Source organism: Streptomyces sp. NPDC058459 (assembly GCF_042721685.1).
Taxonomy (GTDB): Bacteria; Actinomycetota; Actinomycetes; order Streptomycetales; family Streptomycetaceae; genus Streptomyces.
Genome location: NZ_JBHXLV010000129.1, coordinates 1 through 18914, shown reverse-complemented (window position 1 = coordinate 18914; position 18914 = coordinate 1). Strand labels below are relative to the sequence as shown.

At 70.9% G+C, this 18914-nt stretch carries 19 protein-coding genes and 1 pseudogene; 14 read left to right on the top strand and 6 right to left on the bottom strand.

Going from position 1 to position 18914, the window contains the following annotated elements; translation table 11 throughout:
* Window positions 1–20 precede the first annotated feature (20 nt).
* Together ACFWN1_RS22095 and ACFWN1_RS22090 are read right to left on the bottom strand one after the other, a co-directional pair.
* Window positions 21–887 (bottom strand): alpha/beta fold hydrolase, encoded by an 867-nt coding sequence (locus tag ACFWN1_RS22095; RefSeq protein ID WP_384364438.1) that lies wholly within the window; start codon window positions 885–887, stop codon window positions 21–23.
* Window positions 888–1319: 432 nt separating this feature from the next.
* The gene (locus ACFWN1_RS22090; protein ID WP_384364435.1) at window positions 1320–1913 is read right to left on the bottom strand and encodes a hypothetical protein; all 594 of its coding nucleotides are present in this window, start codon (window positions 1911–1913) and stop codon (window positions 1320–1322) included.
* Window positions 1914–2348: 435 nt separating this feature from the next.
* Here ACFWN1_RS22090 and ACFWN1_RS22085 point away from each other — a divergent pair, with 435 nt between their 5' ends.
* Window positions 2349–2702, top strand: a complete 354-nt coding sequence (locus ACFWN1_RS22085) for a tetratricopeptide repeat protein (RefSeq protein ID WP_384364432.1) — start codon at window positions 2349–2351, stop codon at window positions 2700–2702.
* 30 nt (window positions 2703–2732) lie between these two features.
* On the opposite strand, the gene ACFWN1_RS22080 is transcribed toward ACFWN1_RS22085, so the two are convergent.
* Entirely contained in the window at window positions 2733–3617 is an 885-nt protein-coding gene (locus tag ACFWN1_RS22080) for a YceI family protein (RefSeq protein WP_384364429.1), read from the bottom strand.
* A gap of 586 nt (window positions 3618–4203) precedes the next feature.
* Here ACFWN1_RS22080 and ACFWN1_RS22075 point away from each other — a divergent pair.
* Both ACFWN1_RS22075 and ACFWN1_RS22070 read left to right on the top strand, forming a co-directional pair.
* Window positions 4204–5034: an alpha/beta fold hydrolase gene (locus ACFWN1_RS22075; protein WP_384364426.1), complete on the top strand. Its 831-nt coding sequence runs from the start codon at window positions 4204–4206 to the stop codon at window positions 5032–5034.
* Window positions 5035–5077: 43 nt separating this feature from the next.
* Window positions 5078–5551 carry a DUF1348 family protein gene (locus tag ACFWN1_RS22070; protein WP_384364424.1) on the top strand — a complete coding sequence of 158 codons (474 nt, stop codon included), beginning with the start codon at window positions 5078–5080 and terminating at the stop codon, window positions 5549–5551.
* A gap of 92 nt (window positions 5552–5643) precedes the next feature.
* On the opposite strand, the gene ACFWN1_RS22065 is transcribed toward ACFWN1_RS22070, so the two are convergent.
* The 3 genes from ACFWN1_RS22065 to ACFWN1_RS22055 all read right to left on the bottom strand — a co-directional run bounded on the left by ACFWN1_RS22065 (window position 5644) and on the right by ACFWN1_RS22055 (window position 7870).
* Window positions 5644–5979 (bottom strand): hypothetical protein, encoded by a 336-nt coding sequence (locus ACFWN1_RS22065; RefSeq protein ID WP_384364422.1) that lies wholly within the window; start codon window positions 5977–5979, stop codon window positions 5644–5646.
* Window positions 5976–7100, bottom strand: coding sequence for a helix-turn-helix domain-containing protein (locus tag ACFWN1_RS22060; protein WP_384364420.1), 1125 nt, complete (start codon window positions 7098–7100; stop codon window positions 5976–5978). The genes ACFWN1_RS22065 and ACFWN1_RS22060 overlap by 4 nt, the downstream gene beginning before the upstream one ends.
* A gap of 116 nt (window positions 7101–7216) precedes the next feature.
* Window positions 7217–7870, bottom strand: a complete 654-nt coding sequence (locus ACFWN1_RS22055) for a hypothetical protein (protein ID WP_384364418.1) — start codon at window positions 7868–7870, stop codon at window positions 7217–7219.
* A 114-nt stretch (window positions 7871–7984) separates the two neighbouring features.
* Between ACFWN1_RS22055 and ACFWN1_RS22050 the strand changes: the two genes are divergently transcribed.
* The 11 genes and pseudogenes from ACFWN1_RS22050 to ACFWN1_RS22000 all read left to right on the top strand — a co-directional run.
* Window positions 7985–8590, top strand: coding sequence for a TetR/AcrR family transcriptional regulator (locus ACFWN1_RS22050; protein ID WP_384364416.1), 606 nt, complete (start codon window positions 7985–7987; stop codon window positions 8588–8590).
* 130 nt (window positions 8591–8720) lie between these two features.
* The gene (locus ACFWN1_RS22045; protein WP_384364414.1) at window positions 8721–9041 is read left to right on the top strand and encodes a hypothetical protein; all 321 of its coding nucleotides are present in this window, start codon (window positions 8721–8723) and stop codon (window positions 9039–9041) included.
* Between the two features lie 12 nt (window positions 9042–9053).
* Window positions 9054–9710: pseudogene (locus ACFWN1_RS22040) on the top strand (enolase C-terminal domain-like protein); the annotation flags it as partial.
* A 155-nt stretch (window positions 9711–9865) separates the two neighbouring features.
* The gene (locus ACFWN1_RS22035) at window positions 9866–10579 is read left to right on the top strand and encodes a GntR family transcriptional regulator (protein WP_384364412.1); all 714 of its coding nucleotides are present in this window, start codon (window positions 9866–9868) and stop codon (window positions 10577–10579) included.
* The gene (locus tag ACFWN1_RS22030) at window positions 10576–11778 is read left to right on the top strand and encodes a hypothetical protein (RefSeq protein ID WP_384364410.1); all 1203 of its coding nucleotides are present in this window, start codon (window positions 10576–10578) and stop codon (window positions 11776–11778) included. The genes ACFWN1_RS22035 and ACFWN1_RS22030 overlap by 4 nt, the downstream gene beginning before the upstream one ends.
* Window positions 11775–12716 carry an ABC transporter permease gene (locus ACFWN1_RS22025; RefSeq protein WP_384364408.1) on the top strand — a complete coding sequence of 314 codons (942 nt, stop codon included), beginning with the start codon at window positions 11775–11777 and terminating at the stop codon, window positions 12714–12716. The genes ACFWN1_RS22030 and ACFWN1_RS22025 overlap by 4 nt, the downstream gene beginning before the upstream one ends.
* A gap of 11 nt (window positions 12717–12727) precedes the next feature.
* Window positions 12728–13603: an ABC transporter permease gene (locus ACFWN1_RS22020; protein WP_384364406.1), complete on the top strand. Its 876-nt coding sequence runs from the start codon at window positions 12728–12730 to the stop codon at window positions 13601–13603.
* 116 nt (window positions 13604–13719) lie between these two features.
* Window positions 13720–15279 (top strand): ABC transporter substrate-binding protein, encoded by a 1560-nt coding sequence (locus ACFWN1_RS22015; RefSeq protein ID WP_384364404.1) that lies wholly within the window; start codon window positions 13720–13722, stop codon window positions 15277–15279.
* A gap of 8 nt (window positions 15280–15287) precedes the next feature.
* Window positions 15288–17210, top strand: a complete 1923-nt coding sequence (locus ACFWN1_RS22010) for a dipeptide ABC transporter ATP-binding protein (protein WP_384364402.1) — start codon at window positions 15288–15290, stop codon at window positions 17208–17210.
* Window positions 17198–18361: a mandelate racemase/muconate lactonizing enzyme family protein gene (locus ACFWN1_RS22005; RefSeq protein WP_384364400.1), complete on the top strand. Its 1164-nt coding sequence runs from the start codon at window positions 17198–17200 to the stop codon at window positions 18359–18361. The genes ACFWN1_RS22010 and ACFWN1_RS22005 overlap by 13 nt, the downstream gene beginning before the upstream one ends.
* A partial coding sequence (locus ACFWN1_RS22000) for an SDR family NAD(P)-dependent oxidoreductase (protein ID WP_384364398.1) occupies window positions 18358–18914 on the top strand: 557 nt, incomplete at its 3' end. The genes ACFWN1_RS22005 and ACFWN1_RS22000, both read left to right, overlap by 4 nt.

Here is an 18914-nt window from a genome sequence, read left to right as displayed (position 1 = left end):
CCTCAGCCTCAGCCTCAGCCTCAGGCGAGGACGCGTCCGAGGAATCCGTGGATGTATCCGCTGATGGCGTCCAGGTGCGTTTCGAGGGCGAAGTGGCCGGCGGGCAGCAGATGGACTTCGGCCTCGGGCAGGTCGCGCGAGAAGGCGCGCGCGCCGTCCGGCCCGAAGATCTCGTCCCGGTCGCCCCAGACCGCGAGCAGGGGCACCTGACTGTCGCGGAAGTACTCCTGGAGCTTCGGGTAGCCCTCGATGTTCGTGGGGTAGTCCCGGAAGAGGGCCAGCTGCACCTCGTCGTTGCCGGGCCGCTCCAGCAGGAGTTGGTCGATCGTCCAGGTGTCGGGACTGACGAGACTGCTGTCGGACGCGCCGTTCTCGTACTGCCAGCGTGTCGTACTGGGGCTGAACTTGGCCCGCGCGCCCGGCTCCGTGTCACCACTGGGATCGGTGGCGTACGCGAACAGGTCGTCCCAGAAGGGTTTGGCGAAACCCTCCATATAGGCGTTGCCGCTCTGCGAGATGATCGCGCTGACATCGAAGGAAGGGTCGAGCGCGAGCCGCCAGCCGATCGGTGCCCCGTAGTCGTGCACGTAGATGGCGAAGCGCTGAACGCCCAGATGGTTGAGCAGCCCGGCGGTGATGTCCGCCAGGTTGTCGAAGGTGTAGTCGAACTCGTCCACCGAGGGCATCGCCGAGCGGCCGTATCCGATGTGGTCGGGTGCGATCACATGGTAGTCGTCGGCCAGCGCGGGGACGAGGTGCCGGAACATGTGGGAACTGCTCGGGAACCCGTGCAGCAACAGCACGACCGGTGCGTCGCTGGGACCGGCTTCTCGGTAGAAGACTTCCTGCCCGTTGATGATCGCCGAATTGTGTCGCGTGGGTAGCACACTGACCTCCCGCACCCTCCGGTTCGGAAACGCGTCACGCCACACCGTCTGAAGGTGCGGTCGCCGCGAGACCTTGGGCTGAACCCCCCGAGTCGCATTCCTGCTCCGCGTCGCGTGACGCCTGTCACCAGTTTCGAAGCTAACCCCGACCCTGGGGAAGGGCAAAGCGACGAGAGCGCACCGAGGATTCGACGCTCGGCGCCACCACAGCTCAGCGGCCCTGCTTCGAGCCTGCGAGACGCACACCGGCCGTTCCTGTCCGACGGGCGTCACCCTTGAAGACGGCGGTCACGGCGGTGCCGCGTTTCCGGAGATGGCCGGGAGCCGAGCGGACTGCCGGGGTCGGAGCGCTGGTGAGCAGGGGAAAATCGAGTCGGCCCACCCCCGGGATGAGCTGGGGTGGGCCGGTCCGGTGTGTGAGGTTGGTGGGGGTCAGAAGCGGGGGTGGGTGTCGGCGGTGCCGATGGTCAGGCCGGTGGAGAAGATCTTGGTGTTGAGTGTGGTGTTGAGGGCGCCGGCTGCTTCCTTGGTGAGCTTGAGGGTGACGTGGGTGGCGTCGGCGCCGTGCTTGGTGAGCTTGACGTGGGCGGTGGAGAGGTCGAGCTTGAAGACGGGGACGCGGGTGCGGGTGCCGGCGACGTGGCCGGTGAGGCTGCCCTTGTTGAGGTCGATGGTGAAGTTCTTGACCTCAAGGGAGCGGCCGTTGAAGACGTTGGTGAACTTCAGGCCGCCCGTGTGCTTGATGGTTCCGCCGAGGGGGCTGGTGGTCAGGGCGCCGCCGGTGACGGGGTAGGTGGCCTTGAGGGTGGGCTGGTGGCCGACGGTGGTGAGGGAGGGCTTGCCGGGGCGGGTGACGATGGGGGCGATGCCGTTGGACAGCAGCGCCCCGGCGATCGCCGGGGCCACGGTGACGGAGGTGTGCCCGCTCTTGACGTGTACGCGGTGCGGGGCGGCCGAGGCGGTCGGAGCAGCGATCACCAGCGCGGCGACAGTGGCGGTGGCGGTGGCAAGAACGGTACGGGTCAAGACAGTTCACTCCTGAAGGCAGTTGAGCCAACCAATGACGGCCATGAGTTCCGCCACTGTCACCGGAGTGGATGCACTCAGATCTGGAATCTTTTCGCCACGCCCGCTCCCCCTGCTCAGCACGGTCTTCGCGGCGCTCTGCGTCGAGGGCGGCATCCCCCTGGCGCGGGGCAGCGGCATTCCTACCAGCCCGTGTGTGACCAAGGTCTCCTTCGCCGTCCACGTCCTCTGCCGCCTGGGCCGGCGGCCACCGGGCCCGGCGACTGGACCCCGCCACCGGCACCTGGCGCCCAGGCGCCCGCAGGACGGCGGAATAATTCAATGTTCAATGAAGTTGCCGCCGGTGAGTCGCGCCGTCTTTCGCGTCGCGGAACACCGTGGATGCCTCTGCTCACGCCGAAGGATCATCCGCATCAGGAGTGAACGGAGCATGCCATGGTCGGGACGCGAAGAGTCAGCTGGAACGAGCGCCGGCGATACGCGGCCCGTCTCTACGCGTCCCATCGCTACCGCGCCGCTTCCCTGGTTCTCCAGGATCTGGTCGCCGCGGCGCCGTTCAATCTCGACCTCCGCATGCTCCTCGCCCGTTCGTACTACTACACGGCGCAGCTCTCACTGGCCGAGACGGAACTGCGCCGCATCCTCGACTCCGAGCCGGCTCACCCCTCCGCCCACCTCGCTCTCGCGCGCATCCTGGAGCGCCAGCACCGGTGCTCCGAAGCCGCGCCACACCTGAAGGCAGCGGACACGATGACCGCACGGGACCTCGTCGCCCTCAGGCTGTCGTGACGCGACTTCGGAGTCGACGCTGAAGAACGCTCAGCCCTTCGGCACGATCTGTATGTCCATGTCGATGGAAATGCTGGAGCCGACCACCGCTATGCCCTGGGCCACCATCGACTGCCAGGTCAGAGTGAAGTCCTCGCGATGCAGCTCGGTGGTGGCCCGGCACGCCGCTCTGGTCTGCCCCTCCAGCCCCCTGCCGAGTCCCAGATAGCGGGTCTCCAGGGTGACGGAACGGGTGACGCCGTGCAGTGTCAGCGCGCCCGTCACGTCCCATCGTCTGCCGCCGCGGTGCGCGAAGCGGTCGCCGTAGAACTCGAGGGTCGGGAAGTTCTCGACGTTCAGGAAGTCGGCGGAGCGCAGGTGCCTGTCCCGCATCTCGACATTGGTGTCGATGGACGCCGCGTCGATGACCACGTGCAGCGACGAGTTCTCCATGCGCTCGGCCACCCGCACCTCGCCGGCGAAGTTGTTGAACCTTCCGTGGATGCGGGCCAGCCCGATGTGCCGGGCGGTGAATCCTATCTGCGTATGGGTCGGATCGATCTCCCAGTCTCCGGGTTCCGGAACCTGCGGCGGGGCCGAGACTTCGAGCATGAAGTCCCCTACGGCCGTGTACTCGTCCTCCACGACGGCAGCGAACACGTGCTTCGGTGAGAATCCCTCGCAGGTGACCGCGATCCGCTGCTCACCGGCCACCACGGAGGCGAAGAAGCATCCGTTGGCGTCGGACTGCCCGGTCGCCACCGTACGGCCCGCGCGGTCGGTGACAACGATGTCCGCGTACTGCAACGGGGCGCCGAACGGATCGACCACCCGGCAGCCGAGCATCCCCGACGACCGGGGTACGGGGAGCCCGGAAAGAACGTTCACCCGCCTCGTGCGACTCGCTCCAGCTGTCTTCCTCCAGCGGCCGAACAACTTCTGGTACCTCCCTGGGGGGGGGGTGCCGGCCGAGCATCCAGCGACACGCATCGGAGCGCGGACGACCGGCACTGTCGTTGAACTCGAAATTATCATGGGGGCGGACTGCCTCTGGCGTGCACGCGGCTGACAGCGAGGGCATGCTGACGCGCGTGCCGTCGAGGCCCCACGGGGCCGGGAGTGGCCCACGGCCGAAGAGCACGCCAACTCCGGCCTGCGGTACAGGACTTGCTTCGATCTCGCCGCCGGTCGTAGCAGGCGTGAGAGGCGGGGCAGGCGCTCCCGCAGGCGAAGGCGCGGCGGGACAAGGCGTGTTCGGGTTGTCGGAGCTGTCCGACGGCTCCCCCGCTGCCCGCCGCCACGAACCCCGTACGCCGGTGAAGCCGACAGGTGCGCCGCAGAGAATCAGCCCGCGGTCTCAAGGGCGCTGACATGCACGCTCATGGGTGCGCGCGTAGCGTGGCAGGGACGGGGGGCGAGCAAGTGTCCGGGGGACACGTAAGCAGCCCCCGGGGCCGTCGCGTCGGCAGCGGAACGGGCCCCGGGGAACAGCCACGCAGATACTCACCCGGAGGGTTCAATCATGGGAACGGTCACCACGTCTGACGGTACCGAAATCTTCTACGTCGACTGGGGCCCCCGGGACGCCCAGCCGCTCGTCTTCCACCACGGCTGGCCGCTGAGCCACGAGGACTGGGACAACCAGCTGCTGTACTTCCTGTCCAAGGGCTACCGCGTCATCGCCCACGACCGCCGCGGCCACGGACGCTCCAGCCAGCCGTCGAGCGGCCACGAGATGGACACCTACGCCGCCGACGTGGCCGCCCTGACCGACGCCCTGGACCTCAAGGACGCGGTGCACATCGGGCACTCCACCGGCGGCGGCGAGGTCATCCACTACGTGGCGCGGGCGAAGCCGGGCCGCGTGTCCAAGGCGGTCATCTCCAACGCCGTACCCCCGGTCATGGTCAAGAAGGACAGCAACCCCGAAGGCACCCCGATCGAAGCCTTCGACGAACTGCGCGACGCACTCGCCGCCAACCGCGCCCAGTTCTACATCGACGTGCCCTCCGGACCGTTCTACGGCTACAACCGGCCCGGCGCCGAGGTGTCGCAGGGTCTCATCGACCGGTGGTGGTGGCAGGGCATGAGGGGCGCGGCGAACGCGCACTACGAGTGCATCAAGGCGTTCTCCGAGACCGACTTCACCGAGGACCTCAAGAGCATCGACGTCCCCGTACTCGTCCTGCACGGCACCGACGACCAGGTCGTACCGTACGAGGACTCCGCGCCGAAGACCGCCGAACTGCTCAAGAACTCCACCCTCAAAAGCTATGACGGGTGGCCGCACGGAATGCTCTCCGTCCACCCCGACGTCCTCAACCCGGAGATCCTCGCCTTCATCGAAGGATGACCGGGTTTCTCGCGCCGGCCGGCGAACTCGTCCAGGAGTGGGTATGCCCGAGGAAACTCGCCCCCCGTTGCCCCCGTTCACCGAAGAGACGGCATGGGAGAAAGTACGGCTCGCCGAGGACAGTTGGAACAGCCGCGACCCCGACCGGGTGGCACACGGCTACTCGGTCGACTGCCGGTGGCGCAATCGTGCCGAGTTCCCCACGGGGCGCGAACAGATCGTCGCCTTCCTGGAGCGCAAGTGGAAGCGCGAACTGGACTACCGGCTGATCAAGGAGCTGTGGGCCTTCAGCGGACCCCGCATAGCCGTCCGGTTCGCCTACGAATGCCACGACGACTCGGGAAACTGGTTCCGTTCCTACGGCAACGAGAACTGGGACTTCGGCGAGGACGGCTTGATGGTCAGGCGGTACGCCTGCATCAACGACCTCCCCATCGCGGAGGCGGACCGCCTCTTCCACTGGGAGCCGGGGCGCCGCCCGGACGACCACCCGGGCCTGAGCGACCTCGGTCTGTGACCGGCGCGCGCCACCCCACCGGCCGCCGGACCGCCCGGAGCGGGCGTCGGCCGGTGCCGACCACCTCGGTCGCGCCGGCCGGCCCGGCCGAGTCAGGGCCAGAGCAGGAATTCGCCGGCTACCCAGCCGTTGAGTTTGACGCTGCCGTTGTAGCCGTAGCCGCACACCCAGTAGTGACCTCCGGACTCCTTTCCTGAGGAGGAGCTGAAGTGGAACCCGGCGCCGCCGGGTATCTCGCCGATGGCGGTGTTGCTCGTCGACGGTCCGGTACGCACCTTCAGCCAGTCCACGCTCGTCAAGACGTGGGTGAAGCTGTTGATGGAGCCCGGGCAGGTGACGGCGGCGACGGCCGGAGAGGCGTGAGCGGTCGATACGGCGGAGAGCGAGAGTGCGGCAGCGGCGACGGTAACGGCGATGACGTTCTTCATGGGCACCTTCCAGTCGAAAGACGACCTTCGTCGGTCGCGGGCACCAGTGAAGGATCGGTGGCGGGTGATACACCTGTCATTGACGGTGGGTGCCAGGTACTTGACGGGTCGCGCCAGCCGCCCGGCAGGGCAGCGGCGGTGCCGAGATCAGGCGCCCCGTGGCCGAGTCGGGCATGGCGGTAGTCGCGCGGGGCGAGGCCGTACGCGGTGCGGAACGCGCGGCTGAAGGTCTCGGGGTGAGGGAAGCCCCACTGGGTGGCCACCGTGTTGATGGGCCGGGTCGCAAGGGCGGGATCGGCGAGGTCCTGACGGGAACGTTCCAAGCGCTGGTGGCGGATGTAGGCAGCCACGGTCAGGCCGTGGTCACGGAAGAGGCGGTGCAGGCTGCGCGTGGAGATGTGGTGGGCGGCGGCGATGGCGACAGGAGCCAACTCCGCATCGCCCAGGTGCTGTTCGACGAAGGCGCGGACGCGTGTGAACATCGCTCGCCTGCCGGACTCCGAGGGCGCGGCACCGGCTTCGATGTGATGGGCGAGCAGGGCGGTCACGAGGTCGAGCAGGACCGTACCGAGTCGGGCGCCGTCGGCGGGCGAGTAGGCGCTGTCGTCCCTGGCCAACTGGGTCAACAGCTGCGCGAGCAGGGCGCCTATGCCCTTTCGCCCGGAGAAGCGGCTTCCGAGCAGGGCGTCCACCGCACTCGGGGGCAGCGGAACAAGTGCCTGCGGAAACTGGGCAATCACCGATAAAGCGGATTCCTCGGCGGTGAGCACGCGTGCGTCGAATGGCGTGAACGTCGAGTAGAACACCAAGTCGGATAAGTCGGCCCCGGTTTCCTTCTGGGCTTGCGACAGGTGTCGTACTCCGCGCCGGATGAGCCCTATGGAGTACAGCCCGGGGTCGGAGCGCCGTACGAGCAGGGGTGTGCGTCGGTATCGGGGCGAGGAGTCGGTGAGCGCGGTCACCTGACCGGCACCGGGCCGCGTGACCCGCAGCGAGGCCCGGAAGTCTTCGGCGCGGTCGACGCTGATGACGCTCGGGGGGAGGGAGTCCTTCGTTACAGCCTGCCACGCCTCCATGCGATCCCTGACCGTCGGCGCCCCGGTGTCGAAAGGTCGGTCCACAAGAAACGATCTCCTTGTCTGAGCCAAATCCCTTGATCTGCCAGCATATTCAGGGCGTGCGTGGACCGTAAGTGTCAGCGGGGACCGGGGTGACATGGGTGCGTGATGCGTCCAGGTCAGTTCCCCATCGCGTCGAGTATCCAGTGATAGCGCAGGCGCAGGGCGCGTTCGGTGCTGGCCAGCGCGGCCGCGGCGCCAAGGGCGATGTTCAGCCAGGTGGGGAGGCTGACCAGCGGTTCGATGTGCCCGAAGCGTTCGGCCACGGGCGGTATCGCGGACAGCGGCACGACGAGCTGCTGGACGAGCAGGACCGCGCCGATCACCAGGGCCAGGACCGACGCGACCCCGATGGCCCGGCCGGCGACGGGATGGCTGGTCTCGAAGTGGGCCCGCCGGCCCTCGGGCGACCTGGGATCGGGCCGGAGCAGGCGCTCGGTGCCGTCCGGGGCCACGAAGTGGCAGCGCCTGATCCCGAACCTGCTCATGGACACCTCGACCACGCCGCCCTCGACGGGGAAGGCGACCGGCATCTTGCCCACCATGTGCTGACGGCCGTCGCGGTAGAGGTGCGCCTTCACGTCCCCGGCCGACTGGTTGTGCCAGTGCCGCACGTCCACGGAGTACCGGTGCGATGTGCTTCGCGGGTCGGCCGGGTCGAGATGGAACAGGGCGCGGCCGGGTAGCTGCCACCACCGGAAGGGCCGGAGTTCTCGTCCGTCACCGGGCTGGGCGCGGCCTTCGGCGCGGCGGCGTCGCCATTGCTGTAGCACGGGGTGCCTCCTCTGCTGCGCTCTCCGGATGCACCAACACACTGTGTTGGTGAACTTTCCGCTAGGCTAACACGGTGTACTAGCACAGTGTGCTGACAGGAGGTCGATGCCACCGTGGGCGACGTGAAGCCGTCCGGCACCCGCGAACAGATCCTCGCCGCCGCCGCGTCGATCCTTGCCGAGGAAGGGGTGACGGCGCGCCTGAGTGTGCGCGCGGTCGCCGCGCGAGCCGGGGTGAGCACCGGATCGCTGCGCCACCACTTCCCCACCCAGCAGGGACTGCGGGACGAGGTGATGGGCCGTATCCACGACTGGATCGCGGCAGCGGACCGCATCCACGACACCTCTCTGCCCGCCCGGGACCGGCTTGTGGAGTGCCTGAGCCAGATCCTGGCGTCGGTGGGCGTCGGCGCGCAGGCCCGCGCGGCCATGGACGCCCTGGTCAGCACGTTCGTGGTCGCCGAGCAGACCGCGCGGTCGCGGGAGGCCTACCTGGCGATCAAGCGGGACACCCAGCACCGCATCGAGAGCTGGCTCAGCTCCCTGACCGGGGAGGACGCCCTGCCGGTGGCCGGCATCCCCCGCGGCGCCCGTTTCCTCTCCACCGTCCTGAACGGGCTCGCCTTCGAGCGGGCCCTGCCCACCGAGGACTCGCTCACGCGACAGGAGCGGGAGATCCTCTACGCGGCGGTGGACGCGGTACTGACTCCGCGCGGCTGAGCATCGGGACCGGTGGCCCGGCCGGCCGGGGCGGTGGCTCCGGCGGACGGCGCCCGTCAGGCCTCGCCTGGCGCCCACCACCGACCGCTGGACCACGGCGGGCGGTGGCGGGACCCTCTCCGCCCAGGTTGTGCCCGGCGACGGTGTAGCCGTACTCGTGGTCGGCGAGGACGTCGAGACCGTCGTCTCCACGGTGCTGGCCCCGCTGCTGGTCGGCCAGGACGCCCTCGCCACCACCGCCGTGTGGGATCGCCTCTTCGGGGGGCAGGCCGCGGGCGGGCACAACCGCGGCTTCTACCTGGAGGCCCTGGCCGGCATCGACATGGCGCTGTGGGACCTGCGCGGCAAGGCCGCCGGCCAGCCGGTGCACCGCCTCCTCGGCGGTCCGGTCCGCGAGCGCGTCGAGTGCTACGCCAGCCCCGTCGCTCTCCACTCCGACCCACAGGCGTAGGCCCGGCAGGCCCGGTTCTACGTCGACCAGGGCTTCCGCGCGCTGAAGGTGAAGATCGGGCGCGATGTCCGTACGGACCGCGCGCACCTGACCGCGGTACGCGCGGAGGTCGGCGACGACATCGCGGTGCTAACCGACGCCAACTGCGCGTACGACCTGGACGAGGCGACCCGCGTCGGCAGCGTCCTCCGCGACCTGGACATCACCTGGTTCGAGGAGCCGCTCCAGGTCGACGACCTGGCCAACCTCGCGGAGCTGCGCCGCCGCACCGCCCTCACCATCGTCAACGGCGAGACCCACTTCACCCGCTTCGACCTGCGGGACTCACTGCTCCACCAGGCCATCGATGTGTTCATGCCCAATATGGCCCGGTGTGGAGGCGTCACCGAGGCGACCCGCATCGCGGCCCTCGCCTCCGCCTTCCACGTCGACATCGCGCCGCACGGTGTGGGTTCGGGCGTCAGCCTGGCAGCGGCCCTGCACCTGTGCGCCGCCACCCCCAATCTGCGCACCTACGAGTACAACCGGCTGCCCAACCCCGTCCGGGAGAACATCCTGGTCGAGGCCCCGGAGTTCCGTGACGGCGCCCTCACCGTCCCCACGGGTCCCGGCCTGGGCATCGAACTGGACGACGCCGTGGTGGACCGCTATACGGTCGCCCGCTTCTGACGCGGAGTCGCCCGGGTGAGGGTGGCAGACCTCCTCGCCGGACGCAAGACAGAGCAAGCCGTCAGTGTCCTGACGGCTCATCAGTTAAACGAAAATCGAACTGAGTTGTTGCCGATGGGTTGCGTTCTGGTGTCGTGGCATACCACGATGCCGCCATGCCGAGCATCGAATACGAAGCCCCCGGCGCGGGGACCCCTCCCGCCGTCGTGCTGCCTCCCCTGCGACAGCCGGCGTCCCGCACCGACCGGGTGCGCGACGCGTTGCGGGAGGCGATCCTGGAGGGCGTTCTGCCCCCTGGACGCCCGCTGGTGGAGCGCGAACTCGCCGAGCTGTACGGGGTGTCGAAGACCCCCGTGCGCGAGGCGCTGAAGCAGTTGCAGTCGACGGGCCTGGTGGAGATCAACGCCTATCAGGGCGTGAGCGTCCGCCGGCCCGACGACAGGCTGGTGCGGGAGCTGTACACGGCCCGGGGTGCCACCGAACCGGAGGCCGTGCGGCTGACCGTCGAGCAGCGCGGAGCCGTCCCCCACCCCGGTGCGCGCCAGGCGCTCGACGAGGCCGCCGCGCTGATCGGCTCCGGTGAGACGCACGGTCTGGGCATCGTCAACCGACGTTTCCACCGGGAGTTGTACGCGGCCTGCGACAACAGCTTCCTGTGCGATTTCCTCGACCAGCTCCAGGATCTGACCGCCTTCGTGGCAGGTCTCGGCTGGCGGCTGCGGGCGACCTTCGAGGAGGAGGCGGCGGAGCACGCGGCCATCCTGGAGGCCGTGGAGCGGGGGGACGGCGAACGTGCCGAGGAGCTGACCCGGGTCCATATCCGCAAGGCCCGGCAGATCCTGTCCAGGGCACTGGGTGACGAGCGGTGAGAACCGAGGTCTTCGCCCATCCCCTGTCGTTCCGCCGGGCACCCCGGACCCAGGCGGAACGCCTGCGCGCCGGCGGTGTCGACCGGGTGCGCCTCGCCTACGCCTACCACGGCGGTCGCTGGCTGCTGACCACGAGCGACCCGGCGGCCGTGGTGGACTTCCCCGCCGGCCGCTGGTTCACCCCGGAGGAAGGCGCGGGCCGTGACGCGGGCCCGTCCCTGCCCGTCCTGGGCGACGAGGCCACGGCGGCGACCTCCGCGCTGACGGCCTCGGGGGTCGCCGTGACCGCCTGGCTGGTGGGGCTCCACCAGTCGGGCCCGGCCACCGCACACCCCGGCCTCGCTCTGCGCAACGCGTTCGGCCACGCCTACCGGCACGCCCTCTGCCCCGCCCAGCCGGACGTGGTCCGCTACGCGGCCGGCCTGGTGGCGGAGACGGCCGGCCGGCCGGGCGTGAGCGGCCTGGAACTGGAGGCGTTCGGCTATCTGGGCTGGCAGCACCAGAGCGCGCACGACAAGTACGGCGCCGACCTGCGTCCGGCGGACCGCTGGCTGCTCTCCCTCTGCTTCTGCGCCGCCTGCTCCGAGCGCTGCGCCAGGGTGGGGGTCGACGCCGCGGAGGCCGCCGCCCGCGCCAGGAAGGCGCTGCTGGACCAGCTGGCCGACGCCCGACCGGCCCGCGGCATCGGTGAGGACGCCGTCGCCGCGCTGGGCCGGGAGCTGCACGACTCGCTCCTCGCCGTACGGTCCGAGGTGACCACGGACCTGGTGCGCGCGGCGACCGCCGCCGCCCGGGGACTGCCCGTCTCCGTGCGCGCCACCGCCGATCCCTACGCCTGCGACGGGAAGTCCTCCGGCGACCTCGACGCGCTGGCCCGCACCGCCGGGTCGCTCACGGTCACCAGCCTCAGCGGGGACGGCGCCGCGCTCTTCCGTGACCTCGCCGCGGCCGGCCGCACCGGCGCGCATGTCACCGCCGGCTGGCACCTGGGCGCGCAGTGCACGGACAGCGAGGAGCAGATCCGGGAGATCGCCGGGTGGGCCCGCTCGCACGGCGCCGGCGCGCTCGCTCTCTACGCCTACGATCTCGCCCCCGCGCCGCGGCTGGAATGGCTGCGCCGCCTGCCGGGGGCACCGGCGACCGGTGATCCGGTCGTGTCCGAACGCCCGCACCACGCACAGACGGAGCCGGCACGATGACCGGATACTTGATACGCCGCCTACTGCAACTGGTACCCGTCGTCCTGATCGTGTCGATGGTGCTGTTCATCCTGCTCAGGCTGATGCCGGGAGATCCCACCGTGGACATCCTCGGCCAGGAGGCCAGCGCCGCGGACCGTGCGGCGCTGCGTGCCGACCTGGGTCTGGACGCACCCCTGTGGAAGCAGTTCGCGGAGTGGATCGGCGGTATCGCGCACGGCGACCTCGGCGCGTCCTGGCTCACCGGCGAGAACATCGGCAGCGTGCTCGGCGAACGGCTCTCGGCCACGGTGGAACTCGGCCTCATCGCCCTGCTCTTCGCCCTTCTCGTCGGCATACCCGCCGGCGTCCTCATGGCGGTGAAGCGGCGCACACCGACCGACACGGCACTCAACTCCGCCGGTCTGCTGGCCCTGTCGGCGCCGCACTTCTACCTCGCCGCCCTGCTCATCCTGGTGTTCGGACTGTGGCTCAGGGTGCTGCCGCCCTCCGGGTTCGTGCCGTTCACCGAGGACCCGGTGGAGAACCTGCGGCACATGGTGCTGCCCGCGATCACCATCGGCTCGACCATCGCGGCGGTCACCATGCGCCAGACCCGGGCCGCGCTGCTGGCGGCGTTCAACGAGGACTACATCCGCACCGCGCAGGCCAGCGGCCTGTCCCGGCGCCGCATCGTCGGCGTCTACGCGCTGCGCAACGCGGTCGTCCCGGTGGTGACCGTCGTGGCGCTGCAGATCGGCGCCCTGATGAGCGCCACCGTGGTCACCGAGACGGTCTTCACCATCCCCGGCATGGGCACCCTGATCGTCAACGGCATCTTCAGCCGCGATCTGCCCGTCGTCCAGGGCGCCGTCCTGATGGTCGTGGTCTTCGTGCTCCTGGTGAACCTGCTGGCCGACCTGATCTACGCGTGGCTCGACCCGCGCATCACGTACTGACAGGAGCGACGATGGCCACCACAGCAACCCTCGCCCCGGCTCCGCGCCGGCCCGTCCTGGACCGGCTGCGCCACGACCGCCGTGCTCAACTCGCCCTGCCCGTCCTCCTGATGCTGGTCCTGGCCGCCGCCGCCCGGCCGCTGGTCAGCGACCGCATGCGGGCCACCGACACCAACCACCTGCTGGCCGGCCCCGGCGCGCGGCACCTGCTGGGCACCGACGAACTCGGCCGGGACGTCCTGGCCCGGATCGTCTCCGGCGCCCTCGTCACGGTCGAGGTCGCCACGATCACGGTGGGCGCCGCGCTCGTGGCGGGAACCGTCCTCGGCCTTCTCGCCGGATACCGCGGCGGCTGGCTCGACGCCGTCATCATGCGCGTCTCGGACGGGCTGCTCGCCTTCCCGCTGCTGGTCCTGGCGCTCACCGTGGTGGCCGCCCTCGGTCCCGGGCTGCGGAACGCGCTCATCGCCATCGCCGTGGTCACCACGCCCCGCTTCGCCCGGGTCGTCCGGGGAGAGGTGCTGTCGCTGCGGACCCGTGAGTGGGTCTCGGCAGCGCGGATCGTGGGCGTACCGCAGTCCGCCATCATGCGCCGGCACCTGCTGCCGCACCTGGCGGGCACCCTCCTGGTCTTCGCCGCGCTCCAGGTCTCCACCGCCATCATGGCCGAGGCCGCTCTCAGCTTCCTCGGCCTGAGCGTGCAGCCCCCGCAGCCGAGCTGGGGTGCCATGGTGGCCGCCGGGACCGATCACCTCAGCGCCAGCTGGTCGCTGAGCGTCTTCCCCGGGCTGGCCATCCTGCTCACCGTCGCCGCGTTCAACCTGCTGGCCGACGCCCTGCGCGACGCTCTCGACGCCCACCGGCCGCAGCTGACGCCCCCTCGCTGAGGACATGCGCCACGGCGGTCCGTGCCCGCCGTTTCACCGCAGCACCCTCCGGCGATGCCCTCCGCCGCCGCCTCACCCCGTAGCCGCAACCGCAACCGCACAAGGAAGTGCCTGTCATGCCCATGCCCTCATTTGAGCCGCCACGACGCACCGTCCTGGCCGGAGCCGCCGCCGTCACCGTCACCGGCCTCGCGGGATGCGGAGGGCCGGAATCGTCCTCGTCCGCCTCCGGCACCCTCACCGCCGGCTTCGACAACGAGCCCGTCACCCTGGACCCGGCGCTCAGCACCGCCATCTCCTCCGACCGCAACGTGCTGAACCTGTTCTTCGACGCGCTGCTGCGCCAGCACGCGGACGGCAGCTTCGCGCCGGCCCTCGCCACCAAGTGGGAGACGACCGACTCGGCGGTCAGCCTCACCCTGCGCAAGGGCGTCACCTTCCACGACGGGACCCCCTGCGACGCCGACGCCGTGGTCGCCAACCTGCGGCGGGTGCTGGACCCGGCGACCCGGTCCACCAAGGCCGCCGCGCTCGCCCAGGTGGCCTCCGTCGAGGCGTCCGACGCCACGACCGTCAGGATCACCCTGAAGTCGCCCGCTCCGCTGCTGCTCACCCACCTGGCCCACGAGCCCGGCATGATCGTCTCCCCCGCCGCCCTGAAGAAGCACGGCGCGGACTTCGGACGCCATCCCGTCGGGACCGGCCCGTTCACCTTCGCCCAGTGGCGGTCCAAGGTGCAGCTGACCGCCGAGCGCAACAAGTCCTACTGGGCCAAGGCCGCCGACGGCGGCAGCCTGCCGAAGCTGGACAAGGTCGTCCTGCGCTTCGTCACCGAGGCCAAGGTGCTGCGCGCCGAACTGTCCACGGGTGGGGTGCAGCTCGTACGGGCCCTGCCGCCGGAGGAGTACCGGCAGCTCCGTACCGACCAGCGGATCGTCGTGAAGGACGGTGGGGTGCGCCGGGCCTACTACGTCGCCCTCAACGTCACGAAGGGCCCCTTCAAGGACCCCCGGGTGCGGGCCGCGTTCGCGCGCGCCGTCGACCGGCGTGCGATCGGCAGGGCCGCCGCCGGCGGAGAGTTCGAGATCGCCCCCTCGTTCGCGACGCCGAAGGACTGGTTCTTCGACGGGTCCATCTCCCCGTTGTCCCACGACCCGGCCGAGGCGCGCCGTCTGCTGAAGCGGGCCGGGCTGCCGGGCGGCGTCCCCCTCACGCTCGTCGCCCGCCGCCGGGCACCCGACCCGACCATCGCGGAACTGCTGCAGAGCCAGCTCGCCGACGCCGGCTTCGCCCCCAAGGCCGAGGTCCTGGAGTTCCAGACCCAGCTGGACCGCATGAAGAACCGGGAGTTCGACGCCGCCCTGCTGGTGATCGACATCCCGCGCCTCGACCCCTCGCTGTCCTTCGACCCGTACTTCACCAGCGACGGGCCCAACAACTGGTCCGGCCTCGACGACCGCGCCCTGGACGCCCTGCTGGAGAAGGCAGCGGACAGCGCCGACAAGCCCACCCGCAAGAAGGCATACGCCGACGCGCAGCGCCGTGTCATCGCCAACAACTACTGGGTGTTCCTGCACCAGGCGAAGTCGCCCCTCATCCACAGCCGCAGGCTGGAAGGCATCCAGCTCGACACCGACGGCCAGTGGCGGCTCACCGAAGCCCGCCTCGGCGTGTGAGGCCGGTCATGAGCCTCCTTGAGATCGACGACCTGAGCATCACCTTCAACGGCACCCGGAGCGCCCCGCCGGTACGCGCCGTGGACCGCGTCGGCCTGCGCCTGGAAGCCGGCGAGTCCCTGGCCGTGGTCGGCGAGTCGGGCTCCGGCAAGACGGTGACCGCCCTGAGCCTGCTCGGGCTCAACCCGCCCGAACCGGTGTGCACGACGACGGGCTCCATCCGCCTGGACGGAACCGAACTGCGCGCGCTCGAGACCCGAGCGTGGCGGAGCGTGCGGGGCCGGCAGGTGGCCATGGTCTTCCAGGACCCCGGCACGGCGCTCAATCCGCTGCTGACCATCGGCACCCAGATCACCGACGCCGTGCGGGCCCACGAACGGATCGGCCGCGACGAGGCCAGGCGGCGCGCGGTGGAGGCCCTGGAGCTGGCCAGGATGCCGGAGCCGAAGAGCAGGCTGCGGCAGTACCCGCACGAGCTGTCCGGCGGGATGCGGCAGCGGGCCGCCATCGCCCTCGCCCTCGCGGCCCGTCCCCGGCTGCTCATCGCCGACGAGCCGACGACCGCCCTGGACGTCGCGGTGCAGGCGGACATCATGGCCACGCTGCGCGCCCTGTGCGCCGACCTCGGTATGGGCCTCGTCCTGATCACCCATGACCTGGGCGTCGTCGCGGAGCACTCCGACCGGGTGGCCGTGATGTACGCCGGCCGGGTCGTCGAGAGCGGTCCCACCGGGCAGGTGCTGAGGCGTCCACGGATGCCGTACACCCAGGCACTGCTCGCCGCCACCCCACGGCTCGACGCGGCGGCGCGCACCCGTATGGCGTCCATCGAGGGCCAGCCGCCCCGGCTGAGCGAGCCGGCGCCCGGCTGCCCCTTCGCACCCCGGTGCCCCGTGGCCGTGGACGACTGCGCGACCGCGGTCCCGCCGCTGCTGCGACTTGCGGACGGCCACGCCGCGGCCTGCCACTTCGCGGACGCACCGGTGGAGCTTCCCGTCCCGCGCCCGGCGCCCGCCCCCGCGCGGCCCTCCTCGGCGGAGGCCGCCGCGCCGGCCGGGACGCCGCTCGCGGAGTTCGCCGCCGTGGACCTGCGCTACCCGGTGCGCAGCGGGGCGCTGCGCCGCGTCACCGGTCACGTCCACGCCGTACGGGAGGTCAGCCTGAGCGTCGAGGCCGGCCGGACGCTGGCCCTGGTGGGCGAGTCGGGCTCGGGCAAGACCAGCCTCACCAAGCTGCTGCTGCGCCTGGAGAGCCCGTCCGGCGGCACGGTCCGCTACGACGGCATCGACGTGACGCGCCCCGACCCGGCCGGACTGCTCCGGCTCCAGCGCGAGGTGCAGGTCGTCTTCCAGAACCCGTACGCGAGTCTGGACCCGCGGCTCACGGTCCGGCAGATCCTCGCCGAGCCGCTGCGGGTGCACGGCCTGGACGCGGGCGAGGACGTCCTGACGGGGCTGCTGCGCGATGTCGGGCTGGACTCCTTCGCCCTGGACCGCTTCCCCGCCGCCTTCTCGGGCGGCCAGCGCCAGCGCATCGCCATCGCCCGCGCGCTGGCCCTGCGCCCCCGCCTGATCGTCTGCGACGAGGCGGTCAGCGCGCTGGACGTGTCGGTCCAGGCGCAGGTGCTCAACCTGCTCGCCGACCTCCAGACGGAGCACGGCGTCGCCTACCTCTTCATCACCCACGACCTGGCCGTGGTCCGCTCCGTCGCCCACCACATCGCCGTCATGCGGCACGGCCGGATCGTCGAGGAGGGCGCGGCGGAGGACATCTACGCGGCGCCCTCCCACCCCTACACCCGCGAGTTGCTGGCCAGGGCCCCCGGCGGTGCCGCCGCCCCCGCGCCGCTCGCGCGACCCACCGAACCCACCGAATCCCCCGCACGACCCACCGAACAGGACAAGGAACGGAGCCCCCTGTGGCGAAGGTGACCAGGGTCGAACTCACCTCGATCAACACCCCCCGGCACAACAGCATCACCTGCGGCCACATCCTCGTGCGGCTGCACACCGACGACGACTCCCTCGTGGGCGTCGGCGAGATGTCCGACCTCCAGCACCTGCCGCGCTTCCACTTCGACGTCTTCGAACTGGAGGCGACGCTGAACGAGATCCTGGTGGGGGTGGACGCGCTCCAGCTGACGGAGGTCGAGCGGCGCCTGGAGGCCAACTTCCCCCAGGCCGGCTACATCTACGACAAGAGCCGCGCCATCAAGTGCGGGGTCGACATCGCGTTCTGGGACCTGGCCGCCAAGCAGCTCGGGGTCCGGGTGTGCGACCTCCTGGGCGGTGCCGTGCGGGAGTCCGTGCCCATCGCCTACCCGGTCTTCCGTCAGCAGAGCGAGGAGGACGTCGAGCGCAATCTCGCCATGGTGGAGCGCCGGGCGGCGGAGGGCTTCACGTTCTTCCGGGTGTACGTCGGGCGCCGGCTCGATCTGGACGAGCGCTTCCTGCGCCTGGCCCGGGAGCGCTTCGGCGACCGGATCACCGTGAAGTCGCTGGACTTCTCCAACCTGCTCGACGCCAAGGCCGCGTGCGCCTTCGCCGAGAAGGTCGCCGACGTCGGCTTCGACCTTGTGGAGGCGCCCGCCCCCAACCACGACATACGGGGCCTGGTGTACGCGCGTGACCGGCTCCCCGTGCCGATCAGTGAGCACGTCTACGGCTTCCGGTGGGCGCTGGACCTGGTGGCCGCCGACGCGGTGGACGTCTTCAACGTCAGCGTCATCGCGATCGGCGGCATCACCCCGGCCCGGCGGATCTTCGCCATCGCCGAGGCCGCCGGCAAGTCCTGTCTGGTCGGCACCACGCAGGAACTGTCCATCGGTACGGCCGCCGCCGCCCACGTGGCGATGGCGATGCCGGCGGTCACCGTGCCCAGCGACCCGGTGGGGCCGCTGCTGTACACGCGGGACGTGGTGGCCGAGCCGGTGCGCTATGTCGGTGGCCGGCTGCACGTGCCCGAGGGCCCGGGGCTGGGCATGCGTCTGGACCCCGACCTGGTGAAGGCGTCGTCGGGTCCGCTCACCTGGGCCGCCACCAGCGCCGCCGCCGTCGTCGACCGGCAGGAGGCCGCACGGTGACCGGCTCTCCCGGCCAGGTCACCCGGGCGCGAGGACGGTTCGAGGGACGGGTCGCCCTCGTCACCGGGGGTGCGCGCAACATCGGGCTCGCCATCGCCGTCCGGCTGGCCGCCGAGGGCGCCGCCGTCGCCGTGAACGGACCCGACGAGCGGGAGGCGGAGGCCGCCGCGGCGGCGCTGCGCGACGGCGGGGCGCGTGCCGTCGCCTGTCCGGGCGACGTCTCCGATCCCGCCCAGGTCGCCGCGTGCGTCGCCCGCGCCGTGGAGGAGTTCGGCGCGCTGGACGTGCTGGTCAACAACGCGGCGGCCGCGATGCTGGGCCGCGGTCCGCTGCTCGACCTCGACCCCGACGACTGGGACCGCAGCTTCGCGGTCAATGCCCGGGGAACGTTCCTGTGCACCGTCGCGGCGGCCCGGGTGATGGAGGCGACGGCGGCGATCGTCAACATCTCCTCGGTGGGCGCCAGCCGCGCCCACCGCGCGGCCGTCGCCTACGACGCCTCCAAAGGCGCGGTCGAGGCGACCACCCGGGCGACCGCTCTCGAACTCGCCCC